The organism is Solibacillus sp. FSL K6-1523 (assembly GCF_038005225.1).
GTDB lineage: Bacteria > Bacillota > Bacilli > Bacillales_A > Planococcaceae > Solibacillus.
Map to the genome: position 1 here is coordinate 1,826,243 of NZ_JBBOSU010000001.1, position 19,714 is coordinate 1,845,956.

Genomic DNA, 19,714 nt, shown 5'->3' on the forward strand with positions numbered 1-19,714 from the left:
AGCATAAGGAGAAGGGGGAGAAAAATGAATATAGAGAAGAATTTAATAAAATTAGAAGGTATTTATAAAGGTTTTAATCAAAATGCTGTATTAAAGGATGTTTCATTAGATTTAAACGCCCACGAAGTCATCTCGATAATTGGAGGGAATGGCGCTGGGAAAAGTACATTAATGAAAGTAATGACTGGGGTACACAAAGTCGACCAAGGAAAAATTACAGTTGATGGAAACGACGTGGAAAATTTAAATCCATCTCTAGCTCACGAAAAAGGAATCTACTTAGTTCCACAAGAACCTTTACTATTTCCGAATATGACAGTAGAGAAAAATATTAATTTTGGTTTCAATAAACCAAAACATGAAATTAGAGATGAAGCAAAGAAACTATTAATAGAGTTAGGTTGGGATATAGATCTTAACCGTCTAGCCATGACCTTAACGATAGCAGAGCAACAACAAGTTGAAATTTTAAAGGGTCTTCTCCGAAAAACTAAAGTTCTTATATTAGACGAACCGACTTCAGCCCTGACTTTTTCTGAAACTAAATCATTGTTTAGGGTCATCGAAAAATTAAAAGCTGCAGGTGTTGGCATTTTTTATATTACACACCGATTAGATGAAGTTTTTGAAGTGTCTACTCATGTAGTAATTTTACGTGATGGGAAAATTACTCTAAAAGGGAATATCAATGATTTTACTAAAGATATGTTGATTGAAGGACTGTTACCTACTGGAAGTGAATTGAAGCATAAATCTACTTTTGAAAAAGAATATTTAGATAGAGAAAAAGAAAATCCTGTGCTAAAACTTGAAAACATTAGTGGAGATGGGTTTAGGGACATATGTTTAGAGGTTTATCAGGGTGAAGTTGTTGGGCTCGCGGGTCTTGTCGGTGCTGGGAGAACAGAGATTGCTGAAGTAATATATGGGATTTCCAAATGTCATAGTGGAAAAATTTATTTAGATGGAAAAGACATTACTCATCTTGGAATTAAAGAAGCCATAAATCATGGAATTGCTTATATACCAGAAGATCGTTTTTTACACGGAATTTTTGCAATCGGTTCGATAAGTGATAACCTGACTGCACAAGTTATAAGGGAAAGGAAATTCTTTACTAATAGCAAAATTGAAAAAGAAATTACAAATAGATTTGTTGAAAGATTGAGTATTAAAATTACAGATTGTCATCAAGAAATTAAATCCTTATCAGGCGGTAATCAACAAAAAGTAGTGATTTCAAGAATTCTTTCTACTAATCCAAGGTTAATTATTATGGACGAACCTACGAGAGGGATTGATGCAGCAGCAAGAAGTGATATTTATTCAATCATTTCCGATTTTAAAAAATTGGGTTATTCAGTTCTATTAATTTCATCTGATTTAGAAGAACTAGAAAGGGTCAGTGACAGGATATATGGTATTTACCGAGGAACGTGTAATGCCTGCCTTGAATTTAATGATATTAACGCAGCCAATGTGATGAAAGTAGCTTTTGGAACTTATGAAGGAAGTGAACCATATGTCAATAATTGAAGCTATTACAAAAAAAAGGGAAGTTAGAACACTCCTGTTTTTAGTATTACTGTTTATTGTAGTGGGCTTTGTGAATTCTGAGTTTCTAAGTATCGGAAATATCCAAAACTCTTTAAAAAGTAGTCTGCTTTATATTGTTCTTGCAGTGGGACTAACATTTGTCCTTTTAACAGGAAATATTGATATATCCGTGGGGGGGACGTTAGGTCTAAGTGCTGCTGTAAGTGGCCTCATAATGAAAAATGGGGGCAGTATAATTTTTGCTATAGCAGTTGCAGTATTAATTGGTGCTGTTGTAGGTTTAATCAATGGATTTGGAGTAACTAAATTGAAGATTTCATCATTTATTATGACTTTGGGAATGCTTGAAATAACGAGGGTTGTTCAAGTTATTTATACAGATGGTAAATGGGTTGAAAATTTACCAGTGGCATTTAAAAAGTTATCCCAAGTACAAGTTGGTGGGGTAAATGTAATGATACTCATGATATTGATAGGTGTGATTTTAGTTCATCTATACTTAACTAAAAGTAATAAAGGGAGATACTTTTCTGCCATCGGAGATAATATGGATGGAGCGGTTTTGTTAGGAGTCCCAGTCAAAAGGTATGTAACATACTCCTTTGTAATTTCAGGGGTTTGCTCGGCGTTAGCTGGATTAGTATTCGCCAGCCAAGTAGGCTTTATTTCAACTAATGCAGGGTTGGGAGTGGAAATGACTGTAATTGCTGCTGCTGTTCTTGGTGGTGTGTCATTGAGTGGGGGAGTTGGGTCGGTTATAGGTGCATCACTAGGCGCTATTATAATGATTTCGATAAATTCTGCTCTTGTATATATGAAAATACCGGCCTTTTGGAACGCTGTAATTTCGGGTGCTTTATTAATTATTATTGTTGTAATTGATGCACAATTAAATAGAAGAAATGAAAAACGTACTGAGAAGGAAAGGATGAGAGCGAGAGTTCTTCAGAAATCGGAACCTAAAGTTCCTAAAGAGGAGGTTTCGATAGTTTATGGTAAATAAAATACCTAAGTGGAATCTCGTTCTAGTTTTAGTTTTAATTTCGGAAATTATAGTATTCGGTTTAATTAATCCGAGATTTTGGAACATTTCAATACTCTTAAATAGTTTTAATGACTTTGTCGCAATAGCTATTATCGGTTTTTTTGTAACCTTCGTCATAATAACTGGTGGAATTGATATATCTGGTGGATCTATTATTGGTTTAACATCAGTAGTGACCGGAATTTTATCACAACTGGTCGGTCTAAATATTTGGATAGCGGTAATTATCGCCATAACAGTAGGGGGGCTATGCGGATTAATTAACGGTATATTAATCGCTTATGGTCGAGTGCAAGCAATGGTTATTACTTTAGGAGGACTTCTATTATATAGCGGAATAGCAATTGTATTAGTAGGTGTTTCTGGAGCAAGTTCGTATGAAGGTATTTCAGGTTTTTCAGAAGAATTTAGTAGTCTCGCTTATGGGACCGTATTAGGTATACCAAACTCAGTTATTTTATTTATCGGTATGTTTTTGATTGCTTATGTATTATTACATTTAACGAAGTACGGTAGGTATGTATTTTTAACTGGAATTAACCAGAATGCTGCAGATTATTCAGGGATAGATACTAAAAAAATAATCGCAAGCACGTATGTTTTATCTGGTTTAAGTGCTGGAGTAGCAGGAGTTATGCTGACTTCTTATTTAGGGAGTGCTAGGGCAGACTTTGGATCTGAATACCTAATGTCAATATTAACAATAGTCGTTCTAGGAGGGACATTAATTACTGGAGGTAAAGGGGGTGTTGTAGGCACTGCGTTAGCCAGCATAATCGTAGGATTTCTTCAAGTAGGGTTGCAAATGGGAGGGATTTCAACTCAATATATTGGATTGGCAACTGGATTGTTACTTATCCTATCTGTTGCTCTGTTAAGCGTTTCAGCTGGTTCTAAGAATAGCATAAAAAAACTATTAATGATTAAAAGCAACATTAAAGAGGGGGAAGTATAATGAGTAAGTTTAAACCGTACTTAGTATTAATAGGAATGCTACTAGTTTTATCTATAATGACAGCTTGTAATGATGAAAATGGAGAGGTTTCTAATGAAAATGGTGGTGAGAAGGATGCGAAAGACATTGAGGTAGTATTTATACCAAAGATGACTGGTAACGCATTCTTTGAATCTGGCAATACCGGTGCCCAACAAATGGGGAAAGAAATAGGTTTTAAAGTAAAGTATGATGGTACACCTGAAGGAACTGTAGCCAATCAAGTACAAATTATAAATAGTGCCGTTAATAGTGGTGCTGATGCAATTGCAATTTCTTCTGTATCTTTTGATGGTTTAAACCAAGCCTTGAAAAAAGCGTTAGATGCTGGCGTCAAGGTCGTTACTTGGGATTCAGATGTTGATCCAGAATATAGATCTTTTTATGTCAATCAAGGTACTCCAGAAATTCTTGGTGCCATGTTAGTGGATATGGCTGCAGAACAAATGGCAGATCCTAATGGTGTTAATCAAGTTGCTTGGTTTTATTCAAGTCCAACCGTTCCTGATCAAAATGCTTGGGTAGATTATGCAGAAAAATACATCAAAGAAAAGTACCCTAAATGGGAAATTGTGACGAAGCAATATGGTGAAGGGAATGAACAAAAATCATTACAAATTGGTGAAAGTATTATTGATTCTTACCCGGACTTAGCCGCAGTTATTGCACCTGATTCTACAGCACTTCCAGCAATGGCTCAAGCAGCTGAGAACAAAGGTTTAACTGCAGAGGACCTTATTATTACTGGTTTTGCATCACCAAATTCAATGAGAGGTTTCATTGAGAATGGGACGATTAATAATCATGGTCTGTGGGATGTTCAAGATCAAGGAGCGCTTGCTGTATATATTGCTTATTATTTAGCGCAAGGTAATGAGTTAAAGGTAGGAGGTACTCTTGATGTACCAAATATAGGGGAAATTAAGGTCGAATCGAATACGGTTCAAGGATATGATTTTGAAGCAGATGACTCAGGAATTATAGTGTTGCCTGAAAGAATCGTATTCACAAAAGAAAATACGAGCGATTATGATTTCTAAAATATAAATTATAAAGGGGATTATAAAATGGCAGACATTGATGGAATTAAAAATGCAAAGCAGTTTGCAGAAGATGTAGCATTTGCAAATACGGGGAATTTTCACGTGAAAGGTGCTAATAATTTAGATTGGGGTATGAAGGATCGATTATCAAGAATTTTTAACCCTATAACTGGAAAAACTGTCATGTTAGCATTTGACCACGGATATTTTATGGGAGCAACAGCTGGATTGGAGAGACTTGATCTATTAATACCTAGATTAGCTGAACATGCAGATTGTTTAATGGGTACTAGAGGGGCGATTAGAACAAGCGTCCCGGCGAACTATAATAAATCAATTGCACTCAGAGTTTCATCGGGTTCAAGTATTTTACAAGATGATTTAAGTCGTGAGTCAATGGTTGTAAGCATTGAAGAAGCAATTAAAATGAATGCAAGTGCTATTGCTGTACAAACCTTTATTGGTGCAGAGGGTCAAAAAGAGACGATTGAAGAATTGAATAGAGCAGTAAATTTAGGGTCAAGATACTCAATTCCTACACTGGGAGTTGTGGCGGTCGGAAAAGATATGGAACGTACAAGTCGATACTTTACCTTAGCAACTAGAATGTTAGCAGAATTCGGGGTCCAAATTGTTAAAACTTATTACTGTGACGATTTTGAGAAAGTTGCAGCAGCTTGTCCTGTACCGTTAGTAGTTGCGGGAGGTAAAAAGATTCCAGAACAAGATGCACTTACATTGGCATACAAATCAATTCAAGGAGGAGCAGCTGGCGTTGATATGGGTAGAAATATCTTCCAATCTGAGAAACCTGAAGAAATGATTCAGGCGGTAAATAAAGTTGTTCACCATGGATTTACTGATAAAGAAGCTTATGAATTCTTCCTTGATTTAGCCAATGAAAAAATAAGTAATTAAATCTAAAAAGCTTCTACTTTGCACGTAGGAGCTTTGTTAAATTATATGGAGGTGCATGAAATGGCGAAGGTAGCATTTTTGCTGGATTCTGATTTTGAGGATTCAGAAATGAAAAACCCGTATGAAGAATTAAAGAAGGCAGGCCATGAAGTCGTTATAGTTGGAAATGAAAGGAATTATTTATGTGAAGGCAAAAAGAATTCAGTATCATATTATACAGAAATATCAAGTTTAGAAGCATTAGAGCAAGATTTTGATGCTGTAATTATACCAGGTGGAAACGCACCAGAAGCTTTACGAGTTAATGAAGATACAATAAATTTCATCAAGGATCTAGACAGCAAATCAAAAATAATTGCTGGTATTTGTCATGGACCTCAAGTCATGATAAGTGCAAATATTATAAAAGAAAAGACTCTTACTTGTTATAAAGGTATTCGAGATGATGTTATAAATGCAGGAGCAATATACGTGGACGAAGAAGTCGTAGTTAGTAGCAATATTATTACTTCAAGAACACCAGATGATGAACCTGCTTTTATTCAAGCGATTTTATCTCATTTTCAATAATTTAAATTAGCTAAGTTAAAAATATCATATGAGGTGGAACGTTATGGCACTAGTTAATGTGAAAGATATGTTAGATAAAGCTTTAAAAGGTAACTATGCTGTTGGTCATTTTGATGTACACAATTTGGAGTGGACACAGGCGGTTTTATCGGCGGCTGAAGAGTTGCAATCTCCTGTTATTTTAGGGACTACGGAAGAGGCTATTGAGTATTTTGGAGGTTTTAAGGTTGTAAAAGAGATGACAATAGCATTAATTGAAGAAATGGGGATAACTGTTCCGGTAGCGTTACATTTAGATCATGGTTCTAGTGTAGAGAACTGTATTTTAGCTATTGATGCTGGTTTTACGTCTGTTATGATAGATGGCTCGCATTTTCCATTTGAAGAGAATGTAAGAATGACAAAAGAAGTTGTTGAATATGCACATCCCCGGGGAATTACTGTAGAAGCAGAGATAGGTAGTATTGGTGGTGAAGAAGGAAATATGGTATCAAATAATCCGGTTTACGCCAATTTGGATGAATGTAAGAAGATAGTTGAATTATGTAGCATAGATTGTTTAGCGCCTTCACTTGGGTCAGCACATGGACCATATAAGGGTGAGCCTAAATTAGATTTTGAGAAAATGAATGAAATTAGTCAAGCAGTTAAAATACCTTTAGTTTTACACGGTGCCTCAGGTCTTTACCCAGAACAAATTAAAGAGGCAATTTCATTAGGAACAGCAAAAATTAATGTCAATGCAGATAATCATCTAGCCTTCACCAAAGCGATAAGACAAATTTTAGATAATAATCAAAATGCATATAATGCTGTAAATTATATTGGGGAAGGTCGTAAAGCTGTAAAAGCAATGATTATTGAAAAGATTAATTTATTTGGATCTGCTGGAAAGGCAACTGAATGAAATTAAATGATAGAATGAAAGTAACTACAAATTAACTGATATGAAGTACAAAATATATGCTGAATGAACGGAACCTCGAATATGAGACACTAAAAAGTGACTCTATTCGAGGTTTTTTGTTTCTTTCCATCATATTCAAAGGCAATTAATAGAATCAGAAATAACTAATAGCTATAGAAAGACTGCTAAATATTGGACGCGCTGATGCAATTGCAATGATTAAAGAAGTCATAATCAAAAACGTCCCTCTACAATAGAGGGACATATGGTCTAATATAGCGGACCTTGATTCTGACAAGGTGGGAAACCATGAATATCTTGGATCAAATAAAAATCATATTGTTTTAATGCGAATTGTGCCTGATATAAGTATTCAATTACAAGTAGTTTACCATTAGATGTACCGCATAAAACACCTGAAGTTCCTTGACCATTTGTTAACGAAATTCCAATAGGTTGCCCAGTTAAATGACCGACTTTATGAAGCCAATTCAATGTGATCACTCCTCTAAATTCATCATATTAATGTTTTATTTAGCAAGTGCCTGTCCTGGGAAAAATGTATGAAATTGATTTGTTAAAAATAAGCATTGTTCGCGATGAGGAAAAAATCAACGTTATTCTGCTTTCCATTATAAAATGCATATGATGATAGGGAGGTTTTTAACTTTTCATCAAAAAATGGGGGAGATGACCATGGATAACAATAAAAAGAACGCCAATCAATCTACTGAATCTCAGGAACTTTTCATTGCGCAACTTACTTATATCGGTGCGGCAATCTCTACGTTAGGGGATGGAATACAAACGATAGCCGCTGCACTTGCATTGGATGCGTTAAAAAAAGAAAACAATCAAAGCTCTGAAAGTCCAACCGATCAATCTCAAAAAACCGAAAGCATGCAAGAGCAGATTGATTATATAATAGCTGAATTAAAACAAATGAAAAAACTTTTGAAATGAGTTGTGCGAAAAATGGCTGAATAAAAAAATCAGTGTTTAGATTTGGACGAATCTAAACACTGAGGCAGGGGGATTAAGATGGGTTAATTGTGTCTTGTCCAGTATGATTTCCAGATGAAGGGGGATCATAGGCAATCAAGGTTACATCTAATTTTTCTTCGAGTGACTTAAGTTCTTTAAGCTGCTCAGGTCCTAGATTGGCAATTTTGTTGTTTTCCAAATCAATCACTTCCTTATACCGTTATAAACAATAGTATGTGGAATTATTCCATGTTTATTCTTGAGCGAAATTATGCTATTAATGCGTTTGAGAAAGTCATTAAAATCATTGCATACTTTAGCGCTCAGGCTGATGTTTTTTTAGCATCTGCTGCAAATAGGAATCTGACTGGCCTATTGGGATACTTAAACTTTCCCAATTCTCACTTTTAATTTGTTTCCCAATGTAAACAATTTGCCCAATATGATAAGCATAATGTGCTAATTGTCTTTCAATTGCTTCGATGACCGAATGACCTTCCCCGCGAATAGTTACATTCTTTAATAAGTCTTCTTCACCAAGATTATTTAAGGTTTCAAAAAGAGTACCCCAACCTTCATCTAAAGTAGTAATCAATCCGGCTTTTGATGGAATGTTGTCAACAAATTCCAAATCGCGATTTCGATAAGGCTTCTCCCCATCGGAAATTAGGAAATCTGTCCATCTTGATACCATATTCCCACTTAAATGCGTCACGATAACGGCGACACTATTGGATGCTTCATTCAGTGCCCAATGAATATCCTCTTCTGCTAGTTGTTCAATGACCTTATCTCCAAGGTTCTTAATATCATTAAATCTTTCTTTTACCACCCTCAAATATTCTGTTTCGATGCTCATTTATTGAATACCTCCCAAATGAAATTTTGTGATTAGACTAAAATGCTTAGTTCTTCAACCTTATTTTACCATATATTTATAAAACTTAAGATGCTACACATAACAAAACTGAAACTTCACAAAATAAAAGAAAAAGGAGGCTATAAATTGAAATCGGTATTGAAAGGATTCCTTCTTTGCCTTACATTTACATTCATCTTTTCAGCGGTTGCCCATGCAGAAAAAAATGAATTTGAAAAAGGGAAAGACGACGAAGGAACTGTAGTTTACCATGTCCAATACGATTATGATGCCATCACTACTTTTTTAGGAATTAGTCGTGCTGAATATGATCAATACTGGAAAGAAGGGCTTTCGATTTCTGACATGGCGGAGAAACAAGGGATTTTAAGAAGGGATACTGAGGGATATTTCTATACTTTCCATTATGATGAGATGCAAAAATGGCGAACAAAAGGTGCTTTAAGCGAAAAGGATTATTTCCAGCTTGTTTATTTGTTAGCAGATGAAATCAAATGGTTTATCGACCGCAATCCAAATAGTTAATTAAAGATACAAGAACATTGATCCAATAATTAATTTATTTATTAACAAAAAGACTTGAACAAAACGTAAAAACACCATTTTTCTCATCGAGAAAAATGGTGTTTTTTGGGGGGGACTGTACCTAGTTGAAGTTGAGAAAGTTGGTCAATAATACATGAACTTTGTTTTTGTTTGAGGGTCTGACATCTTTTTTTAAGTTATTTGACTCAGTGTGTTCTAGAGGGGATGTACAAAGGGAATAGTTACTGAAATCGAAACAATTATTTGAATTGGAAAATAAATTCACACCCGCCATTATTAAAACCAATTGACAATGATAATCATTCTCGATATAATTCGGTTGGGATATGTTGGAATAGTGCGGAATGTATAAATACTATTTAGTGCAGATTATATATTTACTAAGGTGATAGGAACGGAAAATTAATTTGTAAACTATCGGAAAGTTCTAACTATTAATTAGAGGTATTTAAAAAATTAATTAAGTTATTTCGGATAAGATGGGGTCACTTTTATATTTTATAGTCAGTTCCTTAAATTCTAGTTACATATTACAAGTCGTAGGTTGACCATTTATCTCAAATAAATAATTTAAAAATAAATTACAGTAGTAAGGAAAGGAATGTAAAAATGAATACGAGAAAACAACTGTTAATTGGTCTCACATTGGGAAGGCGTCAACCTAGAGTCTCTGTTAAAGACCGACAAATAACGTTGGAAGAAGAGTATGCAAGCAGTATTAAAGAACAAATTGAAATTGCTCAACAAGCAGAACGTGCAAAATTAGATTTTTTATTTAAGGCGGATTATGTCGTGGCTCATCCTACTTTTATGAAAAAAAGTAAAGGCATTGCTACCGATCCTACTTTATTATTCAGCATTATTAGTCAATATACAGAGAAAATTGGACTTGTTACAACAGCCTCTACCTCATTTGTTCCACCATATTTATTAGCAAGACAATTACAGTCATTACAATGGTTAAGTGGTGGAAGGGCAGGATGGAATGTCGTGACCTCAATAGAAGGTTTTGAGAATTTTAGCTATGAGGAACGGCCAACTTCGAAAATACGTTATGAAAAAGCTGTGGAGTGCACGCGTGTTGTCAAGCAATTATGGACGAGTTATCCCCACAAAGTAATTACGGGGGAGTATTCAGAAAGCTCGATAGAAGTTTTGAATCATAAAGGTTCTCACTTCGCCGTAAAGGGTCCCTTAAACGTCATTTCTCATCCGAAAGGAACGCCGCCTTTATTTCAAGCGGGTGCTTCTGATGAAGGAAGAGCTTTCGCAGCAGCGAATGCAGATGCCATTTTTGCAGCCACACCTGAATTATCGGTAGCTATTGAACTAAGAGCAGACTTGAGGAGCCGTGCAGTCGTAATAGGGCGTCATGTAGATGAAATACGTCTTTTACCTGGTTGCTATTTCTTTGTTGGTAATACAAAGGAAGAAGCTGAAGAAATGCATCGTCAAGCTCATGCCCACATCACGATGGAACAAAAATATAATGCGGCTGAGGAATTACTACGTGTTTCTTTACGAGAATTTGCATTAACAGATGTGATTACTGAAGAGACTTTACCTCCACTAGATTCAACTATTCGTAGTCGCACACATAGTGAATTATTATACCTATACATCGAAAAAAATCATCCGACTGTTGAAGAAATTTTAAGTCGAACAGAAGTGATGCACTCTGCTCACTGGGTGGTCGTCGGAACTGCAGAAGAAGTAGCAAAAGAAATCATACGTTGGTACGAAGCGGATGCAATAGATGGAATAATTGCAGTCCCTGGCGGATCAGATATTTCATTAACATTATTTTTAGAGCAGGTTATACCAAAACTAGCAGAGCAAGGTTTATTTCGTAATGAATACACTGGTTCAACGTTAAGAGAACATTTAGGAATGGATACACAATACAAAGGAGAAGATAAATGATGAAAAAACAACTGAGTTTATTACTATTTGCATTAATGGCAATTTTAGTTCTTGTTGCATGTACAGATACAATGGAAGTAGAAAAAATACCACAGGGGGATGAAAAGGAGACGAATGTTGCAAAAGAAAGTCCAATACAGAATGGCATGAAAGAAATTACTTATTTAGGTAATACATACTCAGTGCCAGAAAAAGTAGAGCGTATCGTGATTGCAGGTACGATGGAAGCGATGGAAGATGCAACAGCTTTAAACATAGAGCCAGTTGGGGCTATCACTGTTGCAGGAGAGTTTCCAGAAATCTTTAAGTCAGCAATGGGAAAAGCAGAGTCTATCGGTGAAAAGCAACAACCGAATTTTGAAAAAATCTTAGAATTACAACCTGATGTTATTTTAGGGACAACTAAATTCCCAGATGAAGTGGTGCAAAAATTAGAAGAAATCTCAACTACGATTTTAGTGTCTCACATTTCATCGAATTGGCAAGATAACCTTATGCTAATGGCGCAATTAGGAGATAAAGAAGAGGAAGCGAAAGCACTTTTAGCTCTATACGGCAAAGATCTCCAATCTGCTAAGACTACATTAAAAGAAGAATTTGAAAATGACACAGTGATGACACTTCGCATTCGTGGTGGTCAAATGTATGTTTATCCAGAAGATGTATTCTTCAATCCTTCTTTATACAATGAGCTTGGACTAGAAGTTCCAGAAGTAGTCCAAAAAGCAAAAACACAAGAAGCGATTTCGATTGAGCAATTAGCACAAGTCAATCCAGATGTTCTCTTCATACAAGTTCAACAAAGTGGAAACCAAGAAAATGAACAAGCTTATGAAACACTGAAAAAGAATCCAATTATTCAAAATATCACAGCTTTCAAAAATGAACATGTCTATATCAATATTGTAGATTCATTGTTAGAAGGAGGTACAGTATTTAGTAAAATTGAATTTTTGAAAGCGTTACAACATGATGTATTAAAGAAATAGAGGGAAGCTAAATGACTATGATTCGGCAGAATAAGATTTTGATAGCTCTCTTTTTATTGAGTTTATTTATAATTACAATTGCTTGTTCAACAATGTATGGTGCTACCAATTATTCTGTTTCTACTATTTGGAAAGCATTTGTTCATTTTGATTCGACAAACATGGAACATTTAATAATACGATCATCAAGGATTCCTCGAGTGCTAGGTGCTTTATTAGTCGGGGCATTCGTTGCGATATCAGGGGCACTTATGCAAGGAATGACGAGGAACTATTTAGCTTCACCCGACATTATGGGGGTAACAGATGGTTCAGTCTTTATCATTACAATATCTATGATATTTTTACCAAATCTTCAACCACTTACTCTAATTTTCTTTTCTTTTGTAGGTTCAATTTTAGGAGTAGCGTTCGTTTTTGGTATCGCAAAAATCATTCCGGGTGGGCTGACTCCCATATCGCTCGTGATTATTGGAACGATTTTAGGGATGTTTTTAAGCGGTGTTTCTCAAGCTTTAGCTACTTATTTTCAAGTCTCTCAAAACATTAGCTTTTGGTATAATACGAGACTTCATCAAATCGACTTGATCATGATTCAATGGGCTATGCCTTTAGCAATAATCGGATTTGTGATTGCACTATACGTTGCAAAGTCTGTGACTGCGATTTCACTAGGAGATGAAGTTGCACAAGGTTTAGGAATTAACATAGTAGTGATGAAAGTATTGACGTTGGTGAGTGTTGCATTGTTGACAGGAATATCTGTAGCTTTAGTAGGGAAAGTAACATTCATTGGTTTAGTAATTCCACACATTACTCGCTTTTTGATTGGGGAAGATTATAGGAGGATTATTCCATATGCGGGTTTGTTCGGAGCACTGTTTTTTGCATGGGCAGATATATTAAGTCGTGCAGTTAATCCACCTTTCGAAACACCAGTCGGCGTCATTACCGCACTTGTAGGTGTCCCTTATTTCCTTTATCTCATTCGGATAAGGGGGGGAAAGCAGTATGCCTAACCGCAAACCAAATATCCTTTTTTTTATAGTAGGTAGTATCGGAATTGCTTTTGCGTTATTGATTTTCTATTTCAGTTTAACAAGTGGTGCGTATCCTTTGACCACACCCGAAACGTTTCGAACGTTGTTTGGTATAGATCATATCTCGGATCATGAACTTGTTATCTTCGGTTTCCGGATGCCTAGAATTGTAATTGGTGTGTTAATTGGTTTAGCACTTGGAATAGTTGGAGCCATTTTACAAGGTATAACTAAAAATGATTTAGCCGATCCGGGAATTTTAGGTATCCAGTCTGCTGTAGGGCTCGCTGTAGTACTTTATATGTTCATCGCCCAAGGTAATATTAAAGAAATGTCGAGTCTCGGTATTGTCGGGATGTCTGTATGGGGTTGGATTGGTGGCATGATTGCAGCGTTGTTACTCTTTGTGCTTTCAAGATATAGGGGAGAGCTTGATCCAAAACGTTTAATTTTAGTAGGAATAGCGTTAAATGCTGGCTTTGGTGCTTTTACTCTTTTCATTTCGCTGAAGATGAACCCTCAAGATTTTGAGATGGCGACAGTATGGTTATCGGGAAGTATTTATAGCGCCTCATGGCAACAAGTCATTTCTATGTTGCCATGGGTAATCATTATTATTCCATTAATAATTTGGAAAGCACCAATTCTCAATATTTTACAACTCCATGAAGTAGCGATTATTGGATTAGGGGTTCGAGCAAACCGAGAACGTATCATTTTATTAGTAGGATCGGTTGGCTTAATTAGTGCAAGTGTTGTCGTTTCTGGAAGTATTTCATTTGTCGGATTACTGGCTCCACATATTTCGAGAAGGTTAGTAGGGATTCATCATCAACATATCATTCCGATTAGTGGGATTGTCGGTGTAATCCTTGTTTTAACAGGCGATTGGATTGGGAAAACGATATTTGCACCTGCAGAATTACCAGTCGGGATTGTCATTTCTATTATTGGAGTGCCGTATTTCATTTATTTATTAATCCGAAAAAGTCGCAAAGTAACATGATATAGAATTGAGGTAAGTTATGAGTTATACACATGTAGTAAAAACAATGCGTCATCCTTTGTTGCAAACTGCCTACCGAATGACAATCGCAATACCAAAAGAACCAGCACCGAGAGAAGGGTATCCAGTTCTTTATGTTTTGGATGGCAATGCTTATGGAGGTCTATTTGAAAATATTGTGACATTGCAGTCGCGACGTACTGAAAAAACAGGTGTGCCTTTGTCGGTAATTGTATCGATTGGATATGAGAAGGAAGAAGTATTTAATTCACTGCGAGTTTATGACTTCACACCGCAAAGTGAAGTAGTCAATTTACCGGAACATCCTTCTGGAAAACCTTGGCCTATTTCTGGAGGAGCAGAGAATTTTTTAGAAATATTAAAAGAAGTGAAAGAAATTGTTCGACAACTAATTAAGGTAGATGAAGAAAAACAACTTATTTTCGGACATTCTTTAGGAGGCCTATTTCTCGTTCATATGCTCGTTCGAGAGACAAAGTTATTTTCACATTATTTTATTTGCAGTCCGTCACTTTGGTGGAATCAAGAGCAAGTATTACAAGAGGCTCTTCAAATACCAACTTTAGAATGTAGGATTTTCATAGCAGTGGAGCGAGAATCAAAACATAAAATGTATGAAAATGCGTGCTCTTTATTTCGTCATTTAGAAGCATTACGTTTACAATCGGTGAAATTTCATGCACCACCAGATGAAAATCATATGTCAATCGTTCCAACGAGTATCAGTCAAGCATTACGATTTTTAATGAATACAAAGTCTTTCTCGCCAGATCAACAGAAAATAAAAGAATAACTTGAGAAGATGAGGTGAAAGAAATGATAGCTGTTGAACAGATTACGGTCGGTTATGGAACGACAATTATTATAGAAGAATTAAGTATCACTATACCAAAAGGTCAAATTTCCACTATTATTGGACCCAATGGATGTGGTAAATCTACTTTACTCAAAACAATTGCACGGATTCTTAAAGCAAGTCATGGCGCTGTTTTTATCAATCAACAAGCGATTCACGAGACAAGTTCTAAGGAAATCGCGAAGAAGATGGCAATTTTACCTCAAACAGCTGAAGCACCAGCAGGTTTGACGGTGCGTGAATTAATTACATACGGTCGATTTCCACATCAAACTAGCTTCGGCCGTTTAAAAGAAGAAGATGTAAAAGCGATTGATTGGGCGTTAGAGGCGACAAACTTAACTGAATTTCAACAGCGACCAATCGAAGCGTTGTCTGGTGGGCAGCGGCAACGCGTTTGGATTGCAATGGCTCTGGCACAAGATACAGATATTTTAATTTTAGATGAGCCGACGACTTATCTAGACATGGCACACCAACTCGATATTTTACAATTGTTAGAAAGACTCAATAAGGAGCAAGGAAAGACCATTGTTATGGTTTTACACGATTTAAATCATGCATCTCGTTTTTCGCACTATTTAATCGCAATGCGAGATGGCGCTCTGATAACAGAGGGTACACCTAACCGTGTAATGACTGGCGATCATTTACAAGGTATCTTTCAAATTCAAGCAATATTAACGACTTGTCCATTCAGCCAAAATCCGATTTGTTTATCTTATGGAAAAATAGAGGGGAATGTATCATGAATGATTGTTATGATGTGACGATTATTGGCGCAGGACCAGCAGGCTTATTCTCAGCTTTTTATGCAGGATTACGTCAAATGAAAACAAAAATTATCGATAATCACAGTACGTTGGGAGGGAAATTGCACGTCTATCCTGAAAAGATGATTTGGGATGTAGGCGGGATTACACCGATTCTAGGTGAAGATTTAATGCTTCAATTAACCGAGCAAGCGCAAACATTTGACCCGACGATTATTTTAGAAAAAACGGTTACGAAAATTGAACAGTCTGAAAATCAAACATTTAAGATTACGACGAACGCAGGTGAAATTCACTTATCAAAAACGGTTATTTTAGCGGTAGGTGGAGGAATTTTATCACCGAAGAAAATTGGTTTTTCTAAAGAGGAGCATTTCGAAAAAACAAACCTTCACTATACCGTAGATAAACTTGCTAATTTCAGAGACAAAACGGTCCTCATTTCAGGAGGAGGAAAATCTGCAGTCGACTGGGCGAATACATTAGAGCCAATCGCAAAAAAGGTCATCATGACATATCGGAAAGGTGAATTAACAGGTCACGAGGCAGAAATTCAACGTTTGATTAATAGCTCTGCAGAGATTATATACCATACGGAAATTAAAGATGTGGAAGGAGACGATTATATTGAACGTGCCATCATACATCAAGTCGAGACAGATGAGCGTTTTCATCTCGAGGTGGATGAAGTAATTATTAACCATGGTTATGATCGAGATAATGATTTATATGAGCAATCTCCTTTAGAATTTATGATGCATGAGCAACACGGATTGGCGGGTTCGGCTTATGGAGATATTTCTGTGCCTGGTATTTTTGCGGCGGGAGATAGTTTGAACTACAATGGTAAACTCCATCTAATAGCAGGGGCTTTCCAAGATGCTGCGAATGCTGTTAATCGTGCGAAACAATGGGTTGAACCAGATGCAGATAAAGTGGCGATGGTATCTTCTCATAATGCACTATTAAAAGAGAAAAATAAGCCTTTATTTGAGCAATTATCGAAACAATAGATTTTTAATGCTTCATAAAAAATGAATGAAATGGCAGGAATCGCTGTTGTTTTTAAATACATTGATTCCTGCGCTTCATCTATATTTGGCATAGTGATACTAAGTACCATACCCCTATTATCGACTGTCACAAAATAACTTCTGTGACTCCAACTTTAGAAATTACCTCTCATACAATAACACTCATATTTAAGAAATAATAGGCTATTTATTATGAGTAGAATTCAAGCACAGATTAAATAATTTTGTCTAGTTTTGTATGGATATTCATTGCTGATGTTATTTGAGCATTTGCTGCAAACAGAATTCTGAATTGCCTATTGGAATACTTAGGGTTTCCGAATTATTCCTTTTAGTTTGTTGTGCAATATAAACAATGTGCCCAGTTAGCCGAGGTATAATTGATTTTTAAATAATAATTAGTATAATTAACCTGAAAAAACAATATTGAACGGGAGAATAAAATGAAGATTTCTAATATAATATCGATACTTTTAATGTGCATTTTTTTAGTAGGATGCAGTACATCTAATTCACAGGAAAAAGAACCAGTTATTGACGAAGAATCCGCTCAAATAACATATGAGCCTATTGTAAAAAAAGACCAAGTGGCAACGGATGTAACGAATCAGAAGAAACAGGAAGGGCATATTGAAGTGATTCACGGCAAAATGATTGATCAACAAGTTGTGTCGCCCATTGGTCAAAGCGAAACACCATTTAACGTATATGGCGATATGGCAGTTAAAGTATACATATTGAATACCGGTACTGAAAGCTTTATATATAGAATTCAAAATGTAGACGATGATAAGAGGCTTGATTATGGAATTTTAAAGGGAAAAGAAAGTTTTGAGCGAGTATTTTATGACTTGCCAGAAGGGTCATACATAATTTCTTATTTAGTTGAAGAAGAAGGTTTTCCAATGGATATCGCTTTTACAGAACAGGTTTATATTGTTGAATAGGGGGTATTAAAGTTGATGGACTGTGGACTTGAACAGTAAAAAAGGAAATAGACTTAATCGTCCATTTCCTCCTGCACTATCCGCCAACTCACTTTATATTTTGCTTTAGGAATACCGTGGTATTGCTCATAGCGGCACGTCCTACAAGAACAGTGAACCTTTCCTTTACTTAATGATCCACGGACGGGTAAAAACTCGTCTTCCATTTTGAAAACATTTTTTAATATGGCCCATTTTTTTCGGATGATTCGCTCCCGATGATGACGAGTGTAAGATTTTGAACGGTTTTTCATGTACATCAGCTCCCTTGAGAAACCCAAGCTTGCAAGGAATGTCAAGGGATGTTATAGCACTCCCTACAAGCTTGGTATCGAGCTGATATACGGAATTAATCGATTCATAGCATAATTCCTTTCATTGTTTATATGAAGTTAGTATCACATAAAAGTTCCAATAAACAAATGATTATTTCGATAGAGATTTGTGTTGAGTGTCCCAAAAGTTAATTGAATACTAAATATCACAACGAAAATGACTGAATATTTTGAAGGTATTGCGCGGGAAATAAGCGAAAAATATTTGATGTGTTTAAGCTTAATGCAAACTAAAACCTAAATACTTACTTCTAACATTCGAAATGTGAAAAAATATACTAATAGAAGATGAAAAGTATTTACGATTGCTACCTTGAGTTCCTTCATTATAATAGTATTCCTCTCTTTATAATTTCAGGACCAGCAGTAATACTTGTGACTGCTCAAACAACTCATAAAGGGATGGCTTAATGAAGAAGGGATTGTTGTCCAAACAACGAATTAGTAGTTGTAAGGATGTATTTTATTTACTAATTAGGGGGGATATACATGATTCTTGGATTACATCACGCACAGATAACGATTCCAAAAGGTGCTGAAGAGGAATGTAAGAATTTTTATTGCAATTTATTAGGATTAGAAGAAATTGAAAAGCCAGTATCACTTCAAGGTAGAGGGGGATTTTGGCTACGAGTTGGCGATAAAGAAGTGCATGTGGGAACAGAAGATGGCTTTGATAGATTATCAACAAAAGGTCACTTAGCATATCAGGTTGAAGATGTATCCTATTGGAAAAGTGTATTAGTGGAAAACAATATAAAAATATTGGATTCAGTTCCAATTCCTAATTTTGAACGTTTTGAGTTTAGAGATCCTTTTGGTAACAGAGTGGAGTTTATTAAAGAAATTTAAGACTCTTTATTTAAGTACCAGGTGAATTAGTTTAGTTAATGATTTGTGGGCTTTATTCGTTGGGAATGCCTAAGTGATTCGGAAATTGATTTTCAAAAATGTATCAAAAGGCTGTTATTCGACCGTCGTTAATTTTATGGTAGAAAATTAATTAGAGGTGAATCCATCCTTTTTGAAATTAGTGAATAAAAGGAAGTGAATATTTGATTATTATTAAATATCTAAGTAGCAATGGAAATGAAATAGGCGAACACCATTTTAATTCGAACTCTGTCGAAGAGGCTGTATCGTATGCAGAACTACAATTAAAAAGTGCTTTTATTTATACGAAATCAAATAATGATACGGAAATTACTAAATTTGATAGTAAATATGTTGCCGGATATAAATTAATCGTTACAGAAAAAGCGAAAGTAGCAGCAAGCCCATCTTAATATGAAGCCTTCCACTGAAAA

At 35.7% G+C, this 19,714-nt stretch carries 23 protein-coding genes; 19 read left to right on the forward strand and 4 right to left on the reverse strand.

Annotation, left to right across the window (positions count from 1 at the left end):
• Positions 1-24 precede the first annotated feature (24 nt).
• The 7 genes from MHI10_RS08630 to fba are packed head-to-tail and all read left to right on the forward strand — an operon-like array spanning position 25 to position 7,034.
• Entirely contained in the window at positions 25-1,536 is a 1,512-nt protein-coding gene (locus MHI10_RS08630) for a sugar ABC transporter ATP-binding protein (RefSeq protein ID WP_340784687.1), read from the forward strand.
• Positions 1,523-2,560, forward strand: coding sequence for an ABC transporter permease (locus tag MHI10_RS08635; RefSeq protein ID WP_340784689.1), 1,038 nt, complete (start codon positions 1,523-1,525; stop codon positions 2,558-2,560). Before MHI10_RS08630 ends, MHI10_RS08635 begins: the two co-directional genes overlap by 14 nt.
• Positions 2,550-3,557: an ABC transporter permease gene (locus MHI10_RS08640; RefSeq protein WP_340784690.1), complete on the forward strand. Its 1,008-nt coding sequence runs from the start codon at positions 2,550-2,552 to the stop codon at positions 3,555-3,557. The genes MHI10_RS08635 and MHI10_RS08640 overlap by 11 nt, the downstream gene beginning before the upstream one ends.
• Positions 3,557-4,636: an autoinducer 2 ABC transporter substrate-binding protein LsrB gene (lsrB, locus tag MHI10_RS08645; protein WP_340784691.1), complete on the forward strand. Its 1,080-nt coding sequence runs from the start codon at positions 3,557-3,559 to the stop codon at positions 4,634-4,636. Before MHI10_RS08640 ends, lsrB begins: the two co-directional genes overlap by 1 nt.
• Before the next feature lie 27 nt (positions 4,637-4,663).
• Complete coding sequence (lsrF, locus tag MHI10_RS08650; RefSeq protein WP_340784692.1) at positions 4,664-5,557, forward strand: 3-hydroxy-5-phosphonooxypentane-2,4-dione thiolase; 894 nt, start codon at positions 4,664-4,666, stop codon at positions 5,555-5,557.
• Between the two features lie 60 nt (positions 5,558-5,617).
• Positions 5,618-6,127 carry a type 1 glutamine amidotransferase domain-containing protein gene (locus tag MHI10_RS08655; protein WP_340784694.1) on the forward strand — a complete coding sequence of 170 codons (510 nt, stop codon included), beginning with the start codon at positions 5,618-5,620 and terminating at the stop codon, positions 6,125-6,127.
• 43 nt (positions 6,128-6,170) lie between these two features.
• The gene (gene fba / locus MHI10_RS08660; RefSeq protein WP_340784696.1) at positions 6,171-7,034 is read left to right on the forward strand and encodes a class II fructose-1,6-bisphosphate aldolase; all 864 of its coding nucleotides are present in this window, start codon (positions 6,171-6,173) and stop codon (positions 7,032-7,034) included.
• A gap of 270 nt (positions 7,035-7,304) precedes the next feature.
• On the opposite strand, the gene MHI10_RS08665 is transcribed toward fba, so the two are convergent.
• A complete protein-coding gene (locus MHI10_RS08665) occupies positions 7,305-7,529 on the reverse strand; it encodes a hypothetical protein (protein WP_340784697.1) in 225 nt (74 codons plus the stop codon).
• A 201-nt stretch (positions 7,530-7,730) separates the two neighbouring features.
• On the opposite strand from MHI10_RS08665, the gene MHI10_RS08670 reads away from it, so the two are divergent.
• Positions 7,731-7,997, forward strand: a complete 267-nt coding sequence (locus MHI10_RS08670; RefSeq protein WP_340784698.1) for a translation initiation factor 2 — start codon at positions 7,731-7,733, stop codon at positions 7,995-7,997.
• A gap of 73 nt (positions 7,998-8,070) precedes the next feature.
• Here the strand turns inward: MHI10_RS08670 and MHI10_RS08675 are convergent, their stop codons facing one another.
• Both MHI10_RS08675 and MHI10_RS08680 read right to left on the reverse strand, forming a co-directional pair.
• Positions 8,071-8,226, reverse strand: a complete 156-nt coding sequence (locus tag MHI10_RS08675; RefSeq protein WP_340784699.1) for a uroporphyrinogen-III decarboxylase — start codon at positions 8,224-8,226, stop codon at positions 8,071-8,073.
• Positions 8,227-8,334: 108 nt separating this feature from the next.
• Positions 8,335-8,877, reverse strand: coding sequence for a DUF1572 family protein (locus MHI10_RS08680; RefSeq protein ID WP_340784700.1), 543 nt, complete (start codon positions 8,875-8,877; stop codon positions 8,335-8,337).
• Between the two features lie 147 nt (positions 8,878-9,024).
• Here MHI10_RS08680 and MHI10_RS08685 point away from each other — a divergent pair, with 147 nt between their 5' ends.
• The 9 genes from MHI10_RS08685 to MHI10_RS08725 all read left to right on the forward strand — a co-directional run bounded on the left by MHI10_RS08685 (position 9,025) and on the right by MHI10_RS08725 (position 18,033).
• A complete protein-coding gene (locus MHI10_RS08685) occupies positions 9,025-9,423 on the forward strand; it encodes a hypothetical protein (RefSeq protein ID WP_340784701.1) in 399 nt (132 codons plus the stop codon).
• Between the two features lie 630 nt (positions 9,424-10,053).
• A complete protein-coding gene (locus tag MHI10_RS08690) occupies positions 10,054-11,367 on the forward strand; it encodes an NtaA/DmoA family FMN-dependent monooxygenase (RefSeq protein ID WP_340784703.1) in 1,314 nt (437 codons plus the stop codon).
• A complete protein-coding gene (locus MHI10_RS08695) occupies positions 11,364-12,356 on the forward strand; it encodes an ABC transporter substrate-binding protein (protein ID WP_340784704.1) in 993 nt (330 codons plus the stop codon). The genes MHI10_RS08690 and MHI10_RS08695 overlap by 4 nt, the downstream gene beginning before the upstream one ends.
• A 17-nt stretch (positions 12,357-12,373) precedes the next feature.
• Positions 12,374-13,375, forward strand: a complete 1,002-nt coding sequence (locus tag MHI10_RS08700; RefSeq protein WP_340789187.1) for a FecCD family ABC transporter permease — start codon at positions 12,374-12,376, stop codon at positions 13,373-13,375.
• Positions 13,368-14,402: a FecCD family ABC transporter permease gene (locus MHI10_RS08705; protein WP_340784705.1), complete on the forward strand. Its 1,035-nt coding sequence runs from the start codon at positions 13,368-13,370 to the stop codon at positions 14,400-14,402. Before MHI10_RS08700 ends, MHI10_RS08705 begins: the two co-directional genes overlap by 8 nt.
• A gap of 19 nt (positions 14,403-14,421) precedes the next feature.
• Positions 14,422-15,216: an alpha/beta hydrolase gene (locus MHI10_RS08710; RefSeq protein WP_340784706.1), complete on the forward strand. Its 795-nt coding sequence runs from the start codon at positions 14,422-14,424 to the stop codon at positions 15,214-15,216.
• 23 nt (positions 15,217-15,239) lie between these two features.
• Complete coding sequence (locus MHI10_RS08715; protein WP_340784708.1) at positions 15,240-16,031, forward strand: ABC transporter ATP-binding protein; 792 nt, start codon at positions 15,240-15,242, stop codon at positions 16,029-16,031.
• A complete protein-coding gene (locus tag MHI10_RS08720) occupies positions 16,028-17,065 on the forward strand; it encodes an NAD(P)/FAD-dependent oxidoreductase (protein WP_340784710.1) in 1,038 nt (345 codons plus the stop codon). Before MHI10_RS08715 ends, MHI10_RS08720 begins: the two co-directional genes overlap by 4 nt.
• Before the next feature lie 464 nt (positions 17,066-17,529).
• On the forward strand, positions 17,530-18,033 hold the full coding sequence (locus tag MHI10_RS08725; protein ID WP_340784711.1) for a hypothetical protein: 504 nt from the start codon (positions 17,530-17,532) through the stop codon (positions 18,031-18,033).
• A 53-nt stretch (positions 18,034-18,086) separates the two neighbouring features.
• Here MHI10_RS08725 and MHI10_RS08730 read toward each other — a convergent pair whose 3' ends face one another.
• Positions 18,087-18,326, reverse strand: coding sequence for a hypothetical protein (locus MHI10_RS08730; protein WP_340784713.1), 240 nt, complete (start codon positions 18,324-18,326; stop codon positions 18,087-18,089).
• A gap of 570 nt (positions 18,327-18,896) precedes the next feature.
• Between MHI10_RS08730 and MHI10_RS08735 the strand changes: the two genes are divergently transcribed.
• The gene (locus MHI10_RS08735; protein WP_340784714.1) at positions 18,897-19,259 is read left to right on the forward strand and encodes a VOC family protein; all 363 of its coding nucleotides are present in this window, start codon (positions 18,897-18,899) and stop codon (positions 19,257-19,259) included.
• Between the two features lie 203 nt (positions 19,260-19,462).
• Positions 19,463-19,693 (forward strand): hypothetical protein, encoded by a 231-nt coding sequence (locus MHI10_RS08740; protein ID WP_340784715.1) that lies wholly within the window; start codon positions 19,463-19,465, stop codon positions 19,691-19,693.
• The last annotated feature ends 21 nt before the right edge of the window (positions 19,694-19,714 follow it).